Genomic DNA, 19072 nt, shown 5'->3' on the forward strand with positions numbered 1-19072 from the left:
AGCGCGGTCTGACCGCGCCGATCGTTTGCCAGGCCCAGCGCACCCGCCGCCACCGCTGACAGGGGCTCGCTTCGCAATGCCGACTGGGCCAGCCGGCGCGCGCGCGCGATGTCGCCGGCGGTCGCGGCCGCGGTCATGCTGCGAAGTGCAACCAGCCCCGCGGCCTCCGCATGTCCCGGCGCGATGCGCAGCGCCAGTTCGGGGTTTCGCTTCGCGACGACGGAGGCCAGGCTGTGCTGGCCCACCAGAACCAGCAGGCCGAGCAGCACGAGGGCAAAGAGGATCGCGCGCCCGGTCGGCAGCTGGATGGCGCGTGACGGCATCAGCCGTTGCCGCCCCGGCCCTGCTCCGATCGGCCGTAACCATAGCCATAGTCATAGCCATAGCCGAAATGCGCCTTTTTCGGCTCGAATTTGGTCACGACCACGCCGATGATGCGCGCATTTGCGCTGGCGAGGCGGCTCAGTGCGGTGCGAACGATGCTGGCACGGATGCCGTGCGATTCGACGGCGTAGACGATGCCCTCCACGCGGCTGCCGATCAGCGGCGCATCGGCCAGGCCCATCACCGGGGGGGAATCGATCACGATATGGTCGAAATGCTTCGACAGTTCCTCGATCAGCGAGGCCAGCCGGTTGCCGGTCAGCAGTTCGGCGGCATTGGGCGGGATCGGCCCGGCGGTCATCGCGACGAAGCCGAAATCGTTCACCGGCACGAGCAGGCTGTCGATCACCGCGCCGCCCGACAGGTAATTGCTCAGCCCGCGATCGTTCTGGGCACCGATCAGGTGGTGAACCGAGGGCGACCGCATGTCGCCGTCGATCAGCACCACCTTGCGATCGGCGCGCGCCAGCATCGTCGCCAGCGCGAACGACGTCGTCGACTTGCCTTCGGCCGGCCGTGAGCTGGTGACTGCAAGCGATTGCGGCACGCCGTGATCGGTCGAGAACTGCAGGTTCGTCTGGACCGCAAGATAGGCGTCGACGATCGAGGACTTGCGATCGCGCAGCGCATCGATCGGCGAGTCCGACGACTTGGGCACGCTGCCGAGCAGCGGCAGGCCGAGCATGCGCTCGACCGCCCCCGGATCGGCGATCGCCTCGTCGCTCTGCTCAAGGATGAAGGCCGCGATGGCACCCAGCGACATGCCGACGAACAGCGCGAGAACCAGGTTGAGCACCAGGCGGGGGCTCGACGGTCGCGACGGCAGTTGTGCTTCGTCCACGACGGCGACGTTGTTGACGCCGACCCCGCCGGCGATGCCGATTTCCTTGTACCGCTGGAGCAGCGCGTCATAAAGCTGACGATTGGTGTCAACTTCGCGCTGGAAGATGTTGTACTGGATGCTGCGACGACGCTGGTCGAGGAAGCTTTCCTTCAACGCGTCGACGCGTTCGCGCAACGATTCCTCGCGGTTCACCGCGGCCTGATATTCGGCGGCAAGGCTGCTGCCGATGCGCTGCTCTTCACGCGCGATGCTCCGGTCGAGCTGCCGGATTTCGCCCGCCGCCGCGCGCAGCGGCGGATAATCGGGCTCAAACTGGACGAGCAGCTTCTCATATTCGGCGGCGCGCTCCGCCCGGCGTGCCCGCAGCGAATTGAGCGCGTTGTTGTCGAGCGCCTCCTCGACGTCACCCGACCGGCCGCGCGACGCCTTGTACTTGCCCTCGACCGCCAGCCGGTCCGCGGTGGCGGCGGACAACACGCCGTTCAGCGCGACAAGGTCATACGCAATCGTCGACTGTTCGGAGCCTTCCTTGCCCTGCGGCAGCGTAATGATCCGCTCGTTCGAGGCGTAATTCTGCAGCGACCGCTCCGACGCATCGAGGCGGGTGCGCAGCTGCGCCAGCCGGCTTTCCAGGAAACGCCGGGCGTAGGAGGTCGCCTCGTAGCGCCGCTCCAGCGTCGCGCTGATGAAATTTTCCGACCAGGCATTGGCGACGCGCTGCGACAGGGCCGGATCGGGGCTGGTAAAGCTGATCTCGACCAGGCGCGACTGGCGCGCCGGCGTGATGCGGATGTTGTCGAGCAGGATTTCGCCCGCCTTCTTCACGCGCTTCGACCGGCTGACCGCCGACAGCCGCCGGTCGCTGCTGTCGGTGAACAACCCTTCGCTGTCGGCCTCGCCGAACATCTCGAAAAAGGCGACGTCGTCGACCAGACGCAGACGCGTCGCGACCTGCTCGGCCAGCGAGCGCGCACGCAACAGGCCATATTGCGTCTGATAGAATTCCTGGTCGGCGTCGGTCGCCTCCTGCTCGACACCCTGAATGTTCACGATCTTGCCCGATTCACGCGAAATCTCGATCGTGTTGGTCGCGGTATATTGCGGCGTCATCAGCAGCGTGATGATCAGCCCCAGGACGAGGCACACGCCGATGATGCCCAGGATCACGCGACGCCAGCGCCACACGATCCGCCAATATTGGCGCAGCAACGGTGTCTGGGCCTCCGCCGTCATTTCGACCGGGACCAAGCCGACACTTCCCGAGCCAAGCCTGCGAACATTATTTGCTTTGTTCATGAACAGTGCTCGACTTCGTTATTGCAGCAGGACGATGAGGGGTGCCGAGATGATCGGCGAGAGCGCGACGAGATCGCGGAACAGCCGGCGCTCCGGCGAATCCCCCACGATGATCACGTCATTGGCGAAGATCGGCGGGTCCTTGTAAACCCCGCGGCGGATCGCCGCGATGTTGTACAGCCCGGCCATGCGCTGGTTGTCGACCGTGCGCAGCACCACCACGTCCTCGAGCTTGCCGAATTCCGACACGCCCTTGGCCGACGCGATCGCGCGCATCAAGGTCATCTGGTTGGTCACGGGATACAGCCCCGGCTCCGTCACCGACCCGTCGACCGTGACGACCTGGCTGACCGAATTGAGGATGTTGACGGTGACGACCGGATCCTTGACGTAGCGGCGCAGCGCATTCTCGATATCGCGCGCAACCTCATATGCCGCCTTGCCCCGTACATCGATCGTGCCCGCCAGCGGCATCGAGATCCGCCCGCTCGCATCGATCTGGACCTCCAGGCTCAGGTCGGAAATGCCGTAGACGTCGATACCGATCGTATCGAGCGGCCCCACCAGCGCCGGGCGGTCGGCGGCAACCAGGTCGCCGCGCGTCGGCTCCGGCAGCGCCTCGGTTTCGACCACCGTCAGCCCGGGGCGGGAAACCAGACGCTCCCTCGAGCAGCCCGAAACGAGCAGCGCGACCGCAAGAACAGATAAAATTAACCGCATATCGTCAAGTAATCCGCCAAAAATCCCGCGAGCTATAGTCAGCCGGCATGGACAGGTAAAGCATTGTCGGTCCGCGTCCGCCGTGCCGTCACGGCGGTCACGCCAGGAACCGGCAGCAGCATCCAGATCGCACCGATCGCGGTCACCACCATGATGATCGGTGTCCGTGCCGGATAATCGACCGCGCTGGCCAGCAGCACCATCAGCAGTATCGCCGATCCCGCGCGCGCCGGGCGAATGAACGCGGTGTCGGGCGCCATGCGCCAGACCCGGATCGAGCGGATCAGCCACCAGGCGATGAACGCCACGATCATCGCCACCCCCGGCACTCCGGCCTCGATCAGGACCTGAAGATAGTCATTGTGCGCTTCGTTCAGATAGCTCGTCGAAAGCAGGTCGAAAGGCTCATAATGCCGATAGAGCGGCTCGAAAGCGCCCAGCCCCGCCCCGAACGGCGCATAGTCCCGGGCGATTTCAAGCAACGTCGGCCAGGCGCGCAGGCGCAGGTCGTCGTCGACCGACAATGCAAACAGCCGCTGCACCGATGCCGCGCGACCGATGGTCAGTGCGAGCGCGACGATCGCCGTCGCGCCGAGCGCCGCCCCGCCGGCGACCAGGCGCCGGGTGCGCCTGCGCATCCCGCGAAGGAGCGTCCCCAGGCGCGGCAGCACCAGCACGATCGCGGCCAGGAGGCCGATCGTGCTGACGACCAGCCCCGCGCGCGACCCGGTCACGGGCACCATGACGATCAGAAATGCCGCCGCACCCGCACCCAGCAGCGCGCGCAGGCGCGTGCGATCCGCCGCCATGCCGCGCGGCGTCGCCCACAGCGCCACCAGCGGCAGGCCGCAGCCGAGCAGCAGCGCCTGATGATTGCGGTTCGCGAACAGGCCGACCGCAGCCTCGCGATTCGTCACGGCATACCAGCGCAGCGGCGAATCTTCGCCGCTCGACACCTGCGCCAGCCCGAGCACCGCGCTGGCAAGCACCAGGAACATGACCGGGGTGACGAGGTTGGCGATCCGCTGGCGTGACAGGAACTGCAGGCCGATCAGCGTCGCCGCCGCCGGCAGCAGCGCGAACAAGGCGTTGGCCGCGCGGTCGGGCGACAGGGCGAAGGGGCGCCAGGGCTGATCGAACTGCGCGACCGTCGCCGCCTGCTCGGCGAGGTCGCGACCCGGTAGCGCGGTCCAGATCATTGGCGGAAGCGGCACGAGCTGCGCGACGATCAGCGCGGCAATCAGCGCCAGGAACATCGCGGGCAGGCGGGACAAGCCGGGGCGCGCCGGCGGGATCAGCAGCACGAACAGGCCGATGACGACCACGCTGACGCAACGTACCACGGGCTGGGCGAGCGAATCCGCCCGCGATGCGCCGCCCAGCAGCGCAATGACCAGCAGGAAGCTCCAGAAAAGCCAGGTTTCGGTGCCGATCCGCCCCCCGCGAACGGCGTTTTCGTCAATCTCCGCCAGCTCTACCGTCAACACCCTGATCCAGTCTTCTGCCGTGCGCGCCGGCACCCTGTCACGTGCCATATCCGCGTCCGGGCGGGGGACTCAAATGAAAATCGCGCGGCGAGCGATGCGATGCAGTCCACTGCGCGAACCGGGAAACCGGGCCGCGCGATCGCGGCGCGCACACAAATAAAAAGGGCGCTCCTTCCAGCGAAGGAGCGCCCTTTTCTATTCCGAGAGCCGAGGCTTACGGGCTGGTCGCTTCATCATCGTCGGCGATGATGATGATGCCGGCGATCACGGCAGCCGCCGCGACGACGCCAATGATGATCCCGCTGCTGCCTTCAGCCTTTTCCTTCTCAGCAACCACCTTGCCGGCGCGAACCGACGGCGCAAGCGACAGCTTGCTGGCGTCAGCGGCCGAGGCGATCGCCGGAACGCTGACCAGCGACATCGCTACCGCGGTAGCCATCGCCTTCTTCAACATGTTCATTTCCGACACTCCCTTCGCAATATACTCGTACTCGTGCGGTGCTATTGCACGAGGCTTACACGCATTCAACCCGTTTCCGTTCCCGATCGGCGGGCGCGGAACCAATCTCACGCGGGATGCAGCAAAAATGCAACGCAGTCGCCGCATTTTCCCGGGCCGTCGCCGCGCCTCGCAAGAGACCCGGCCCCGACCCGGACTGCTTCCCGTCCTTCGCTAACTTACAGTCATTAATCAAGTGTCACCTGTCGAACGCTTTCATTTTGGCGTCGAGCTGGCGCCTGCGGTCAACGAGTTGAGCGCGTAAGTCGTCCGGCGGCATGGCATCTTCGCGGTTGGCGGCGATCGCGGCCGAAATCGCGTCGGCATCGCGCGCGCGCGTCCGCCAGCCGGGATGTGTACCGTCGCCGATCAATGGCGCCGCCGCCCTTCCGGCCCGGCGCCAGAATGCTGCAGGCGCGAACACATCATAGCCGGCCCGTGCGCTGAGGACGATGCCGAGCCGGTCGGCATCCGCCTCGGCGGCGCGAAGGATCGCGCCGTTTCGTCCGAATCCGGCGAACAGGCCTTTATCCACGCGCGCACGCGCGAAGCGCTCGCGGTGGCCCAGCATGATATGCGCCAGCTCGTGCCCGATCAGAAAGGCCAGTTCGTCGTCATTGGCGACCCGGTCGAGCAGTCCGGTCGAAACGCTGATCGTCCGCGCGTCCGCCGACGCTTCCGATCGGGGATCGGGCAGCAGCTGGACGAACGCCGCGCAGACCGGCCGGGGGTCGAGCGCGATGTCGACCTCGCCGGCGCCGCGCGCGACCCTTAGCGTGACCGGGCGTGCACGCGCGGCTGCCTCGCTCGACGCGCGGTCGAGCAGCGCCAGGGCAGCTTCCACGCCGTCAAAGGTTGCCTGCGCAGCCGGCAGTTTGCGCGGCAGCGGTCCGCCGTCGATCGCGACGATCCCGTCGCCGGGCCGCAGCCCGGCCCGGTCGCCCGGCCCGTCAGGCACCACCACGCTCACCGCGACCGGCGCCGCCAGCCCGAACAGGTCACCGGCCACCGACCGCACCTCGGGCGCGAATTGCGCCGCATCATAGAGCATGATGCCAAGCTCGGGCCGCGTTTCGGGGCACAGGGCGACGTTGGCCGCCTTCAGCTGCCACCCGATACGCGCCACGCGCGCATCCGCCGCCTGAAGCAGGCGCAGCTGGGCCGCAAGCCCGTCGTCAGTGGCCGCGCGGGCCCGCGGATGTCCCGGCGACAGGATCGCGACAACGGCCAATGCCGCCGCAATCGGGAGGGTCGGGCCACCCCCGCGGCGGCGGCCGCGCCGAAGGCGTTGACCGCGCTCGTGGGAAAAACCCCGGAACGGATTGAATACGGTCGTCGCAACGATGCTGCGGATCGTCTTGACGTTAACCAGATATTTACCTGCGATCACCATCGCTTGGCCCCAAGTCCGATCCCATTGTTGCACCCGCGACAACACGGCAGAAAAATAGGGCTAGTCGCTTGCCATCGATTCCACGCTCGGTTAAGTCGTGCACGATTTGTGATCAAACGGGGGGGCACGCCGAGCATTTGCGGGACTATCCAACCGTTCGTCGGTCCGCAAGGCGCGGACGGTGCGGCGAACTGTTTTCACGTTTTTGAATTTTGGTTTCGCGCGGCCCCGCCGCGACAAGCATCCTGAAGGGAGTAGTTAAATGGCGACGTTTATCGGAACGGCAGGCGACGACAATATTGTCGGCACCGCCGAGAACAACACGATCATCGGCAATGCGGGCAACGACACGCTCGACGGTGCGGCGGGTGATGACAGCATCGACGGTGGTGCAGGCACCGACACGCTCATCGGCGGAACCGGCAACGACACCCTGAACGGTGGCGCGGACAACGACACGTACACGGTTGCCGACGCCGGCGACGTGATCGTGGAAAGCTCGACGGGCGGCGCGAACGACGTGGTCAACGCCAGCGTGTCGTATGTGCTGAACTCGGGTGCGTGGGTCGAAACGCTGAACCTGACCGGCACCGGCAACAACTTCGTCATCGGCAACCAGTTCGCGCAGACGCTGAATGGCAACGCGGGCAACAACGTGCTCGACGGCGGCCGCAACACCGCGCAGCCGACGCTCGGTGACACGCTGGTCGGCGGTGCTGGCGACGACGTCTACGCCATCCGCAACCCGGGTGACGTGGTGACCGAACTTGCGGGTGGCGGCACCGACATCGTGTACATCGACGCCGACGCGCTGCAGGCGGCGGGCCAGGCGATCGCGACCTACGCGCTCACCGCAGGCACTGCGGTCGAGACGCTCTCGGCTGCCAATCAGTCGGGCACGCAGGCGCTCGTCCTGACCGGCAACGCGCTCGACCAGACGGTCGTCGGCAACTTCGGTGCCAACACGCTCAGCGGCGGTGGCGGCAACGACACCCTGATCGGCCTCGGCGGCAACGACACCTATGTCCTGGGCGCGGGCACGATCACCTTTGTCGAGGCGGCTGACGGCGGCACCGACACGATCACCTTCGCGGCGGGTGCGGCGGCGACGTTCACCCTGAATGCGGATGCCTCGATCGAAGTCATCACCGCCAGCAACGGCGTGAACGTGATCACCGGCAACAACCTGTCGCAGCGCATCAACGGTGCCGCGGGTGCGGTCGGCGTCGCCGAAACGCTGAGCGGCGGTACGGCGGGCGCGGACACGCTGGCGGGTGCCGGCGGTGGCGACACCTACCTGGTCAACTCGACCGATGACGTGATCATCGAAACCGGCTTCGAGGCCGACGGTGTCACCGCGACGGCCGATGTCGTCCAGTTCACCGCGACCACGGGCGGTTACGCTCTGGCCGAAGGCGTCAATGTCGACAGCCTGACCGCGACCGCGGCGACCGGCAACGTCGTTCTGGTCGGTAACGCGCTGACCCAGACGCTCACCGGCAACGCCGGCAACAACGTCCTGAACGGCGGCACCTCGGCGACAGGCACCGGCGACACGCTGGTCGGCGGCGCGGGCAACGACACCTATCGCGTCTACACCGCGCTCGACGTCGTCACCGAAGCAGTCGGTGAAGGCACGGACTCGGTGTTCACCAGCGCGTCCTACACGCTGAGCGCCAATGTCGAGAACCTCTCGGCGGCGGACCAGGGTGCGACCACCGGTGAATATGTCCTGACCGGCAACGACCTCGCCAACCAGATTGTCGGCAACTTCGCCAACAACACGCTGGTCGGTGGCCTCGGCGTCGACACCCTGACCGGCCTGGGCGGCAACGACGCCTATGTCGTGAACGGCGCTGACGTGATCAGCGAAGCCGTCGGCGGCGGCACGGACTCGATCACCTTCGCGACCGAAGCCGGCTTCGTGGCCTACACCCTCACCGCGGGTGCGGAAGTCGAAACCATCACCCTCGGCGGCAACGTCGTCTCGGTGACCGGCAATGCGCTGGCGCAGCGCATCAACGGCGCGACCGGCAACGTCGCCGAGACGCTGATCGGTGGCGGCGGTGCCGACACGCTGGCGGGTGGCGCGGGCAATGACGCCTACACCGTCGACAGCACCGACGATGTCATCATCGAAACCGGCCTCGCCGCTGACGGTGTGACGGCGACGACCGACACGGTCACCTTCACGGCGACCACCGGCGGCTATGCGCTCGCCGACGGCGTGGCCATCGACTCGCTGACCGCCACGGGCACCGGCAACGTCTTCCTGGTCGGTAACAGCGGTGCGCAGACGCTCACCGGCAACTCGGGGAACAACATCCTCAACGGTGCCGGCGTGGCTGGCGGCGGCGGCGACACCCTCGTCGGTGGCGCGGGCGACGACATCTACCGCGTCTTCTCGTCGTCGGACGTCGTGACCGAACTGGCGAACGAAGGTAACGACACCGTGTTCGCGAGCGTCAACTACACGCTCGGTACCAATGTCGAGAGCCTGGTTGCGGCAGACGCCACCGCGGTCGACAACCTGGTGCTCCAGGGCAACGCGGCCAACAACACGATCGCGGGCAACTTTGGCCGCAACGTGCTGTCGGGTGGTGACGGTATCGACAACCTGTTCGGCCTGAGCGGTGCGGATACCTTCCACTTCGCCGCGACCGGTGTGGGCAATGCCGACAACGTGCTCGACTTCAGCTCGGCGGAAGGCGATCGCATCTCGCTCGACCAGGGTGTGTTCGCCTTTGGCGGCCCGACCCTGACCGCGGCGCAGTTCGTGATCGGTGTCAGCGCCACGGCGGCTTCGGCGCAGATCCTGTACGATCAGGCGACCGGTCGCCTGTTCTACGACGCGGACGGCACCGGTGCCGGCGCGGCGGTGATCTTCGCCACGCTGGTTCCCGGCACGGCGCTGACCAACAACGACATCGTGATCACGGCGGCCGCGACCATCCCGACCCCGTAATCGCAATATCGCGAACCAAGGATCAGGGGGTCTCCACCGCGGTGGAGGCCCCCTTTTCTTTTGGATGGAGCGGGAAAATGCGCGCGGCGGCTCATGCGCGCGCGTGCGGCCGCGCCGCGAATGGCTCTGGATCGAGCACCGGCCAGCGTTTCTGTAGACGCGACGCCTCAAATCACTTAACGCGCCACCGATGTTTCGATAGGCCAGCGGGTCGAGGACAGCGTTCCTTGCAAGGTTTCCAAACGTAAAGAATGACGTACGCTTCCAAGTCTGTTGCCGTGCCATCGCGTGCGCCGTTGATCGGCGCGCTGGTGCTGGCCGCGTCGCTGGCGATGCCTGGCGCCGCCGCCGCGCAATCGCTGACGCTGCCGGGGGCGAGCCCCCGCCCCCTCGTTGTCGACACCGCCGCCGACCCGATCCTGAAACTGGGTCAGGACGGTGCGGGCGATCCGCGTTTCCGCGAAACGGTGCTGACCGCGATCGCGCGCCACCCGGCCCTGGCCGAGGTGCAGGCGCAGCTTGAGGAAGCCAAGGCGGCGAAGCGCGAGGCCCGCGCGGCGTTGCTGCCCTCCGCCGAATATTCGGTGTCCGCCTATCAGATTATCGACCGATCGTTCCGCAACAGCCTCGACAACATCATCCAGCGATCGGTGCTCGAACGGCGCACCGACCTGACCGGACAGGTGAGCCAGCTGTTGTGGGATTTCGGCGCGACCTCCTACCGCATCGGCGCCGCCGGCGACCGGCTGCGCGCCGCCAGCGCCTCGATCGACGGCACCGCCGACGAAATCGCGCTGCGCACGATCGCGGCGTGGTACGACATCTTCGCCGGCCGCACCCTGCTGGGTCTCGCCGAGGCGTATCGCCAGAGCGTCGTCGACAACCGCGATTCGGTCAAACAGCGGATCGATCAGGGAGCGTCGGCGGCATCCGACATCGCGCGCGTCGACACCGCGATCGCCTCGCTCGACACACGCCTGGCCCGCTACCGTCGCGAGCTCGCCAATGCCGAGGCGCGCTATCAGGAGCTGACCGGCGCGCCCCCGCCGCCCAACATGACGCGGGGACCGACGCTGGGCGTCGTGCCCGCCGGCGTCGAGGCCGCGCGCGACGCGGCGGCGAACATTCCGACGGTGACGATCGCACGCGCGCAATCCGAAGCTGCGCGGCGCGAAGCGAAGGCCCTGCGCGCCGACACGCTGCCCCAGCTTTCCGCCAGCGTCGAGGGCGGACGCTACGGCGCGTTCGAGGTCACGCGCGATTATGACGTCCGTGCGCGCCTGACGCTGCGCCAGCGCCTGTTCGGCGGCATTTACGAGCGCGCCGAACAGGGCGAATCCCGCGCCGACGCCGCGCGTGCCCGCGCCGACCGCGTCCGCGAAGAAGCCGGGCGCGATGCCGCGACCGCCTATACCGACCTGATGGCGGTCGAGGCGGAACTGGCCAGCCTGGCCTCGGCCTATGTCGCCAGCCGCCAGACGCGCGATGCGCTCACCACCCGCTTTCTCGCGGCGCGGGGCAGCCTGCTCGACGTGCTAGCCGCCAACGACACCTATTTCGGCACCGCGGCAGCCTATATCCAGGCGATCGCGGGGCGCGACGCCGCGCGATATGTGCTATTGTCGCGTACCGGCAGGTTGCTGACCGCGCTGGAAATTCCCTCGGCCGCCGAAGAAAGACCGTTGCCATGAGCGATCCGCAGGAGCTGGTCGAAGCCCCCCGCAAGCGATTTGCCGAGTGGCTGATCGAGCCGATGATGCGCAATCGCGCGACCTATGCGAAGGTCGCGCTCGCCGCGCTGCTGATCAACATCTTCGGGCTCGTGTCGTCGCTGTTCTCGATGACGGTGTACGACCGCGTGCTGCCCAACAACGCGATTTCGTCGCTGGTCGGGCTCAGCATCGGGCTTGGCCTCGTCATCATCTTCGACTTCATCCTGCGTTCGCTGCGCGCCTATTTCGTCGACGTGGCGGGGGTAAATGTCGACCGCGAGATCGGTGAAAAGGCTTTCGAGCGCCTCGTCGCGATGCCGCTCAACGCGCGGCGGGGTTCGACCGGCGCGCTGGCCGGCACGATGCGCGAGCTGGAGACGCTGCGCGATTTCTTCACCTCAGCCACGCTGACCGCGATGATCGACGTCCCGTTCATCCTGCTGACCCTGGCGGTGATCGCGCTGATCGGCGGCTGGGTGGTGGCGGTGCCGCTGGCGATGGTCCCACTGACCATCATCGCGGGCGTCGCGACGTTTCCGGCCATGGACCGCCTGGCGAGCGAGGCGATGCGCGAGGGTCTGAACAAGCAATCGGTGCTGGTCGAGGCGATCGGCGGCATCGAAACGGTCAAGTCGAGCGGCGCCGGCGACCTGCTCGGCCAGCGCTGGCTGCGCACGATCGACAGCTATTCGGACATGGCGACGCGCCAGCGCCTGCTCGCCAATATCAGCACCAATGTCGCCAATGCCGCCCAGACGATCTCGTTCGCGGGTGTCGTGATCGTGGGCGTGCTGCTCGTCGAAACGCGCGACCTGACGCTCGGCGGGCTGATCGCGTGCTCGCTGCTGTCCAGCCGTGCGGTCGCGCCGCTGGCCCAGATCGCCCAGCTGCTGTCGCGTATCACCGCGACGCGCACGGCCTACAGCGTGCTCAACCCGTTCATGAGCGAGGACCCCGGGCTGGTGACCGGCCTGAAGCCCGCGGTGATCGAGGGCACGGTCGAGTTCCGCAACGTCAGCTTCCGCTATCCCGGCGCAAAGGAAGACGCGCTCGACAAGCTCAACCTCAAGATCAACGCCGGTGAGCGCATTGCGCTGCTCGGCCGGGTCGGGTCGGGCAAGTCGACGATCGCGCGCCTGGCGCTCGGCCTCTACACCGCCACCGATGGGCTGGTGATGGTCGACGGCACCGACATCCGCCAGATGGACCTGCCGACGCTGCGCCGCCATGTCGGCGCGTCGCTGCAGGAAAGCGTCCTGTTCACCGGGTCGATCCGCGACAACATCGCACTCGGCCGCCGCCAGGTCGATGACGAGGAGATGCTGCGCGTCGCCCGGTTGACCGGCGTGCACGATTTCATCGGCCGGGTCGCCAACGGCTATGACCTGACGCTCGCCGACCGGGGCGAAAGCCTGTCCGGCGGCCAGCGCCAGAGCATCGCGCTCGCGCGCGCGTTGGCGGGCAGGCCCAAATTCCTGGTGCTCGACGAACCGACGAGCGCGATGGATTCCGAAAGCGAGAACCAGTTGATCAGTCGGCTGGAAGAAGAGACCCGGGGCCGCACGCTGCTGGTCATCACCCACCGTATGCCGCTGCTTCGCCTGGTCGATCGCGTCGTCATCATCACCGACGGCAAGGTCGCGGCCGACGGCCCGCGCGATGAAATCCTGCGCCGCATCACCCGCCCGGTAGCCGCCTGACATGAACATGCAATCCACCGCCCTGGTCGTCGTCCCCCAGCCGTTGCACAAGACGCCGGCACGGTCGTCCAACCTGCTGCTCTGGGTCATCGTCGGCATGATCGTCGTGCTGGTCGGCTGGGCGGCGCTGACCCAGATCGACCGGACCGTGAACGCGTCCGCGCGCGTCGTGCCGACCGCGCAGCTCCAGCGCGTTTCCAATCTGGAGGGCGGCATCGTCGCCGCGATCCTGGTCAAGGCGGGGGACACGGTGGCGACGGGCACCCCCCTGGTCCAGCTCGACCAGACCGAAACGGGTGCGGCGCTGGGCAGCAACAGCTCGACGGTCAATGCGCTGTCGGTGAAGGTGGCGCGGCTCGAAGCCGAGATTGCAGGCCGCACGCCCGTTTTTCCGAACGCGGAGGATGCCGCGACGCGCGAGCAGATCGGCATCGAGCGGTCGCTCTACATCTCGCGCCAGGCGGATTATGCCAGCCTGACGTCGGCCGCCCGCGCACGGATCGCGCAGGCCGAGCGCGCGGTCGCGGAGGCCGAGGGCCGGCTGTCGGCACTGCGCGTGTCGCGCAATTCGGCGATCGAGCAGGCGGACCTGCTCCGCCCGCTGGTCGAAGCCGGGGTCGAGCCCCGCCTCAGCCTGATGCAGGCCGAACGTACCGCCAATGTCGCGTCCGAGGAAGCCGCCGCAGCGCAAGCGACGGTCTCGCGCGCGCGCGCCAGCGTCACCGAGGCGCGCGCCGCGCTCGCCCAGGCGCAGCAGGAGTGGCGATCGCAGGCCGCGGGCGAGCTTGCCGCCGCGCAGGCCGAACTGATCACGCGCCGCCGGACGCTGCCGGCGCTGCGCGACAAGGTCCAGCGCACGCTGGTCCGCTCGCCGCTGCAGGGCAAGGTCAACCGGGTGCTGGTCAACACCGTCGGCGGCACCATCCGCCCCGGCGAACCGCTGGTCGAAATCGTGCCGTCGGAAAGCGGCCTGACGGTCGAGGCGGCGGTACGGCCGCAGGATATCGCCTTCATCCGCCCGGGCCAGCGCGCGCTGGTCAAGCTGACCGCCTACAATTTCTCCACCTATGGCGGGCTCGATGGCGTGGTCGAGGGGATTTCGCCCGACGCGATCGTCAACGAACGCACCGGCGACACGCATTATCTGGTGCGCGTGCGTACCAAGGAAGCCGGGATCCGCGATGCGGCGGGCAACATGCTGCCGATCACGCCGGGCATGATCGCCGACGTCGCACTGATCGGCGACAAAAGGTCGGTGCTCAGCTATTTCCTGACGCCGTTCACGCGGCTGTCGGAAACCGCGTTCCGCGAATGATCCTTCGTCGCGCATGAAGATCCTGCTGGTTCACCAGAACTTCCCGGCACAGTTCGTCCATCTCGGCCCCGAACTGGCGCGGCGCGGGCACGAGGTCGCGGCGCTGTCGATGATCGACGTGCCGCCGATGCCGGGCGTCACCGGCTATCGCAGCATCGCCAAGGTCGGCACCAAGTCAGAGCACCAATGGGCGCTCGACACCGAAGCCAAGCTGATCCGCGCGCATGCCGCGACGGTAAAGGCGTCGGCGATGCGGCGCGAGGGCTATGTGCCCGACGTCATCGTCGCGCATCCCGGCTGGGGCGATACGCTGTTCCTCAAGGATGTGTGGCCCGAAGCGCGGCTCGCGCTCTATTGCGAGTTCTTCTACGGCTACAAGGATTCCGACCACGATTTCGATCCCGAGTTTCCGCCGGTCAAGGACGAGATCGAGCATCGCTGCGGCGTGAAGGTGAAGCAGCTGCCCCAGCGGCTGATGTTCCCGATGGCCAATGCCGGGATTTCGCCCACCCATTTCCAGGCGTCGAGCTATCCCAGGCCCTTTGCCGACCGGATCACCGTCATCCACGACGGCATCGACACCGACAAATTGCGGCCGCGCGACGACGGCCATATCAAGTTCGCCAGCGGCACGTCGCTGACGCGCGCGGACGAAGTCGTGACCTTCGTCGGCCGCAATCTCGAGCCCTATCGCGGCTATCACATCTTCATGCGCGCCCTGCCCGAGCTTCAGCGGCTGCGCCCCAGGGCGCATTTCGTCATCATCGGCGGCGACGGCGTCAGCTATGGCCGCGCGGCGGACAAGGGCACGACGTGGAAGGAAACCTTCCTCAACGAAGTGCGCGCGCAACTCGACATGTCGCGCATCCATTTCGTCGGGCGGCTGAATTATGCGGTGTTCACCGAAGTGTTGAGCCTCAGCCGGCTGCACATCTACCTCACCTATCCCTTCGTCCTGTCGTGGAGCATGCTGGAGGCGATGGCGCTGGGCGCGCCGATCCTGGGCAGCGACACCGCGCCGGTCCGCGAACTGATCCGCGACGGTGAGAACGGGATGCTGACGCCGTTCTTCGAGCCCAAGGCGCTGGCCGAACGCGCGGCGATGATGCTGGCCGACGACGCGCTGCGCACCCGGCTGAGCGCGAACGCGCGCCAGACGATCGTCGACGGCTACGACCTCAAGACCCGCTGCCTGCCCCGCCAGATCGAATGGGTCGAGGGGTTGGAGAAGCTGGACCCCCTGCCCCCGATGTTCGAGGGGTAGCCCCCGTGGCGGGGCGTGGTGGTTGGGCACGCAATCTCCCGCCGCTGACGAGTCTCGAAGCGGGCTTTGAAGCTCGCCTGCGTAGCCAGCGCGAGCCGGGGCGCCAATTAGCAACCGATCGGACTGAGGTGCTCGTCTGCTTTTGAGGCCGCCGAGGGTAGGCGCGAATGGCAGGCTGTGGTTGGTTAGCTGCCACTAGGTATCGAACCTCAACGCCGAAGAGTCGCCTTCCCAAAATCGATAAAGCTTTTCCCACCATTTACGGGTTTCCGGGCCAAGGTACGGCTCGAAGTCTGATGCATGAACGCCGCCATCACCTCTAAATCGGTCGTTGCCGCCTAGCTGATTTTGTATGCTCTCCAGGAACCCGATTGTCGCAGCCTCCTGTACATATTCGTCCCCCTCGATGTGCCAAAGCTCGACGACTTCAAAGACATTTTCGAAGTTCGCAATGTCCCCTCGACGCATTCGGTCGATTAGGTGCCTCGCAAGATCGCCCAACGCGATGTATTGCGGCAAATTTGGCTCGCCTGAGTAGTCAGCTAGGAACTCTTGCCACTGGCCACTGAACGACGGGTCAGCCTCAAGCATCGGTGCAAACATTTCATCGCGTTCGATCATTGGCTTAGTTTGACGGCTCACCTGCGAGTCAGCAATGGGGTCGCAAGCCGCCATTCCGTTTCTGACCTACCGACGCCCAGAAGCGGCCATCAACCCGCTAACTCAGGCACCCCCTACCCCACCAGCCAGCGGCGCAGCACGAACGCCACCACGCCCAGCACCGCGACGCTCGCGCCCCAGATCGCCGCCAGCCACGCCAGCCGCCGCCACAGCGGCTGGCGGTCGGCGGGAAGCTCGGGCAGGCGCGGCATCTCAGTGATAGCCCTCGACGCCCACCTTGCCGCGGAACACCCAATAGGCCCAGCCGGTATAGGCCAGGATCAGCGGGATCAGCACGGCGGCACCGACCAGCATGAACCACTGGCTGGTCGCGGGCGCGGCGGCGTCGACGATCGTCACGCTCTCGGGGATGATGTATGGGAACATGCTGATCCCCAGACCGATGAAGCTCATCAGGAACAGGGCGAGCGCGAGCAGGAAGGGCCGCACCTCACGCCGCTTCTTGAGCGAGCGATAGAGGGCGAAGGCGGTGATGCCGACCAGCAGCGGAACTTGCGACGTCGCCAGGATCGCCGGAAACTCGAGCCACTTGGCGCGATAGTCGTAATTCAGGCCCAGCGTCATCAGGCTGACCAGCGCGATCGCGACCAGCGTCAGCACGCCCGCCTGGCCCGCCAGGCGAAACGCATGATCCTGCGTCCCGCCGTCCGTCTTCCAGATCAGCCAGGTCGCACCCAGCAGCGCATAGCCCGCGACCAGGCTCAACCCCGTCAGCACGCTGAACGGGCTGAGCCAGTCGAGCCAGCCGCCGGCATAGGCGCGGTCGGCGACCTTGATCCCCTGAAGCAGCGCGCCCAGTGCCACGCCCTGTGAGAACGCCGCCATAATCGACCCGCCGGTGAACGCCGCGTCCCACGCCTTGCGGTGGGCCGGATCACGCCAGCGGAACTCGAACGCAACGCCACGAAAAATGAGCGCGAGCAGCATCGCGATGATCGGCGGATACAGTGCCGGCAGCACGATCGCATAAGCCAGCGGAAATGCCGCGAACAGGCCGCCGCCGCCCAGTACCAGCCAGGTTTCGTTGCCGTCCCACACCGGCGCGATCGCGTTCATCGCCTTGTCGCGCTCGTCGCCGACCTCGAACACCGGGAACAGGATGCCGATGCCGAGGTCGAAGCCGTCCATGACGACATAAGCGAACACGGCAAAGGCGATCAGGAACGCCCACACCATCGCCAGCGTCGGATCGACGGTCATTCCGCCGGCTCCAGCTGGCCGACCTGGCGACCCTGCGCCGGACCCGGCGTGATTCCGGCCGTGCGGATCGGCCCTTCCTCGTCGATGCGCGGCTCGTGCAGCTGCACGCCCTTGCCCATCAGCTTCAGGATATACCAGGTGCCAAAGCCGAACACTGCGAAATAGACGATGACGAACGCCACCAGCGACGCCCCGACCGCGGGCGCAGCGAGCGGGGACGCGCTCTGCGCGGTCGTCAGGAAGCCATAGACGGTATAGGGCTGGCGGCCGACCTCGGTTGTCACCCACCCCGCGATCACCGCGACGAAGCCCGATGGGCCCATCACGATCGCCGCGCGATGCAGCAGCGGCCAGTCGAACAGCTTGCCGCGCGCGCGCGCGAGCAGGCTCCACAACCCGAGCCCCAGCATGGCGAAGCCGATGCCGACCATGATGCGGAACGACCAGAACAGGATCGCCACCGGCGGCTCCTTGTCATCCGGCACCGTGTCCAGCCCGGCGAGCGGCGCATCGAGTTCGTGCTTGAGGATCAGCGACGATGCCTTGGGCACCTCGATCGCATAATCGATGCGCTTCTCGGCCGGATCGGGGATGCCGAACAGGATCAGCGGCGCGCCGTCTGGGTGGCTGTCATAATGCCCCTCCATCGCCATGATCTTCGCGGGCTGATGCTCCAGCGTGTTGAGGCCGTGCAGGTCGCCGGCGAAGATCTGGATCGGCGCGACGATCGCCGCCATCCACATCGCCATCGAGAACATGACGCGCGCCGCCTCGCGCGAGCGGGGCAACTCGGGATGCTCACGCACCTCGACCGGATCGTCGCCATCGACGTCCGGCCTGTCCTCGCCCCGGCGCAGCTTGAGCAAATGCCACGCCCCGACCGCGCCCACCACGAGCGCGGTGGTGAGGTAGGCGGCAATGACCGTATGGACCAGCCGATAGGGAAAGCTGGGGTTGAAGATGATCTCGATCCAGCTGCCGGCGGGGACGAACTGGCCGACATCGTTGATCGCGAAGCCGGTGGGCGTGTGCATCCAGCTGTTGACGCTCAGGATCCAGAAGGCGGAGATGAAGGTCCCGATCGCGACCATGCAGGTGGCCGCGAAGTGCAGCTTGCGCCCGACCCGCTCCATGCCGAACAGCATGACGCCGAGGAATCCCGCCTCGAGGAAGAAGGCGGTGAGCACCTCATACGCCATCAACGGCCCGATCACCGGCCCGGCCTTGTCGGAAAACACCGACCAGTTGGTGCCGAACTGGTAGGACATGACGATGCCGGACACGACGCCCATCGCGAATGCGACGGCAAAGATCTTCACCCAGAATTTGAACAGGTCGAAATAAACCTGCCTGCCGGTGCGCAGCCACAGCCCCTCCAGCACCATCAGATAGCTGGCAAGCCCGATCGAAAAGGCCGGGAAGATGAAGTGGAAACTGACCGTGAACGCGAACTGGATTCGCGCCAGCACCACGGGATCGAAACCGTCAAACATCGCGCACTCCGCACGTCCAAACGGCGTTTCCGGCTCCTCTGCCGATCGGGCGTGACGACGCTGTCGGCCGCATCACCATGAACGGCATATAGGCACGCGCGGCCCTGATTGCGACGCCG

General features: G+C 66.7%; 15 protein-coding genes. 5 read left to right on the plus strand and 10 right to left on the minus strand.

Annotated elements, in window-relative coordinates; genetic code table 11:
* The 6 genes from AX676_RS12780 to AX676_RS12805 all read right to left on the minus strand — a co-directional run.
* Window positions 1-323, minus strand: a 323-nt coding sequence (locus AX676_RS12780) for a hypothetical protein (protein WP_197417803.1), incomplete at its 3' end; no start/stop codon positions are given.
* Window positions 323-2476, minus strand: coding sequence for a GumC family protein (locus AX676_RS12785; RefSeq protein ID WP_197417133.1), 2154 nt, complete (start codon window positions 2474-2476; stop codon window positions 323-325). The genes AX676_RS12785 and AX676_RS12780, both read right to left, overlap by 1 nt.
* Before the next feature lie 66 nt (window positions 2477-2542).
* Window positions 2543-3244: a polysaccharide biosynthesis/export family protein gene (locus tag AX676_RS12790; protein ID WP_156437759.1), complete on the minus strand. Its 702-nt coding sequence runs from the start codon at window positions 3242-3244 to the stop codon at window positions 2543-2545.
* A 38-nt stretch (window positions 3245-3282) separates the two neighbouring features.
* Entirely contained in the window at window positions 3283-4779 is a 1497-nt protein-coding gene (locus AX676_RS12795; RefSeq protein WP_066480532.1) for an O-antigen ligase family protein, read from the minus strand.
* Between the two features lie 166 nt (window positions 4780-4945).
* A complete protein-coding gene (locus tag AX676_RS12800) occupies window positions 4946-5185 on the minus strand; it encodes a hypothetical protein (RefSeq protein WP_066480638.1) in 240 nt (79 codons plus the stop codon).
* Between the two features lie 244 nt (window positions 5186-5429).
* Window positions 5430-6623, minus strand: a complete 1194-nt coding sequence (locus AX676_RS12805) for a M48 family metalloprotease (RefSeq protein WP_066480531.1) — start codon at window positions 6621-6623, stop codon at window positions 5430-5432.
* Between the two features lie 262 nt (window positions 6624-6885).
* Here AX676_RS12805 and AX676_RS12810 point away from each other — a divergent pair, with 262 nt between their 5' ends.
* The 5 genes from AX676_RS12810 (at window position 6886) to AX676_RS12830 (ending at window position 15579) form a co-directional block, all read left to right on the plus strand.
* On the plus strand, window positions 6886-9588 hold the full coding sequence (locus AX676_RS12810) for a beta strand repeat-containing protein (RefSeq protein WP_066480530.1): 2703 nt from the start codon (window positions 6886-6888) through the stop codon (window positions 9586-9588).
* Between the two features lie 251 nt (window positions 9589-9839).
* A complete protein-coding gene (locus tag AX676_RS12815; protein WP_082731145.1) occupies window positions 9840-11279 on the plus strand; it encodes a TolC family protein in 1440 nt (479 codons plus the stop codon).
* Window positions 11276-13000 carry a type I secretion system permease/ATPase gene (locus tag AX676_RS12820; protein WP_066480527.1) on the plus strand — a complete coding sequence of 575 codons (1725 nt, stop codon included), beginning with the start codon at window positions 11276-11278 and terminating at the stop codon, window positions 12998-13000. Before AX676_RS12815 ends, AX676_RS12820 begins: the two co-directional genes overlap by 4 nt.
* A 1-nt stretch (window position 13001) precedes the next feature.
* Window positions 13002-14315: an HlyD family type I secretion periplasmic adaptor subunit gene (locus AX676_RS12825; RefSeq protein WP_231726098.1), complete on the plus strand. Its 1314-nt coding sequence runs from the start codon at window positions 13002-13004 to the stop codon at window positions 14313-14315.
* Window positions 14316-14328: 13 nt separating this feature from the next.
* Window positions 14329-15579 carry a glycosyltransferase gene (locus AX676_RS12830; protein WP_066480526.1) on the plus strand — a complete coding sequence of 417 codons (1251 nt, stop codon included), beginning with the start codon at window positions 14329-14331 and terminating at the stop codon, window positions 15577-15579.
* Window positions 15580-15774: 195 nt separating this feature from the next.
* Here the strand turns inward: AX676_RS12830 and AX676_RS12835 are convergent, their stop codons facing one another.
* From AX676_RS12835 to AX676_RS12845, 4 genes are all read right to left on the minus strand, one after another.
* On the minus strand, window positions 15775-16200 hold the full coding sequence (locus AX676_RS12835; protein ID WP_066480525.1) for a DUF7674 family protein: 426 nt from the start codon (window positions 16198-16200) through the stop codon (window positions 15775-15777).
* Between the two features lie 113 nt (window positions 16201-16313).
* Window positions 16314-16451 (minus strand): DUF2474 domain-containing protein, encoded by a 138-nt coding sequence (locus AX676_RS17415; protein ID WP_082730859.1) that lies wholly within the window; start codon window positions 16449-16451, stop codon window positions 16314-16316.
* Between the two features lies 1 nt (window position 16452).
* Window positions 16453-17460: a cytochrome d ubiquinol oxidase subunit II gene (gene cydB, locus AX676_RS12840; protein ID WP_066480524.1), complete on the minus strand. Its 1008-nt coding sequence runs from the start codon at window positions 17458-17460 to the stop codon at window positions 16453-16455.
* The gene (locus tag AX676_RS12845) at window positions 17457-18953 is read right to left on the minus strand and encodes a cytochrome ubiquinol oxidase subunit I (RefSeq protein ID WP_066480522.1); all 1497 of its coding nucleotides are present in this window, start codon (window positions 18951-18953) and stop codon (window positions 17457-17459) included. The genes cydB and AX676_RS12845 overlap by 4 nt, the downstream gene beginning before the upstream one ends.
* Between the last annotated feature and the right edge of the window lie 119 nt (window positions 18954-19072).

This window comes from Sphingomonas sp. CCH21-G11 (assembly GCF_001555965.1).
GTDB lineage: Bacteria > Pseudomonadota > Alphaproteobacteria > Sphingomonadales > Sphingomonadaceae > Sphingomonas.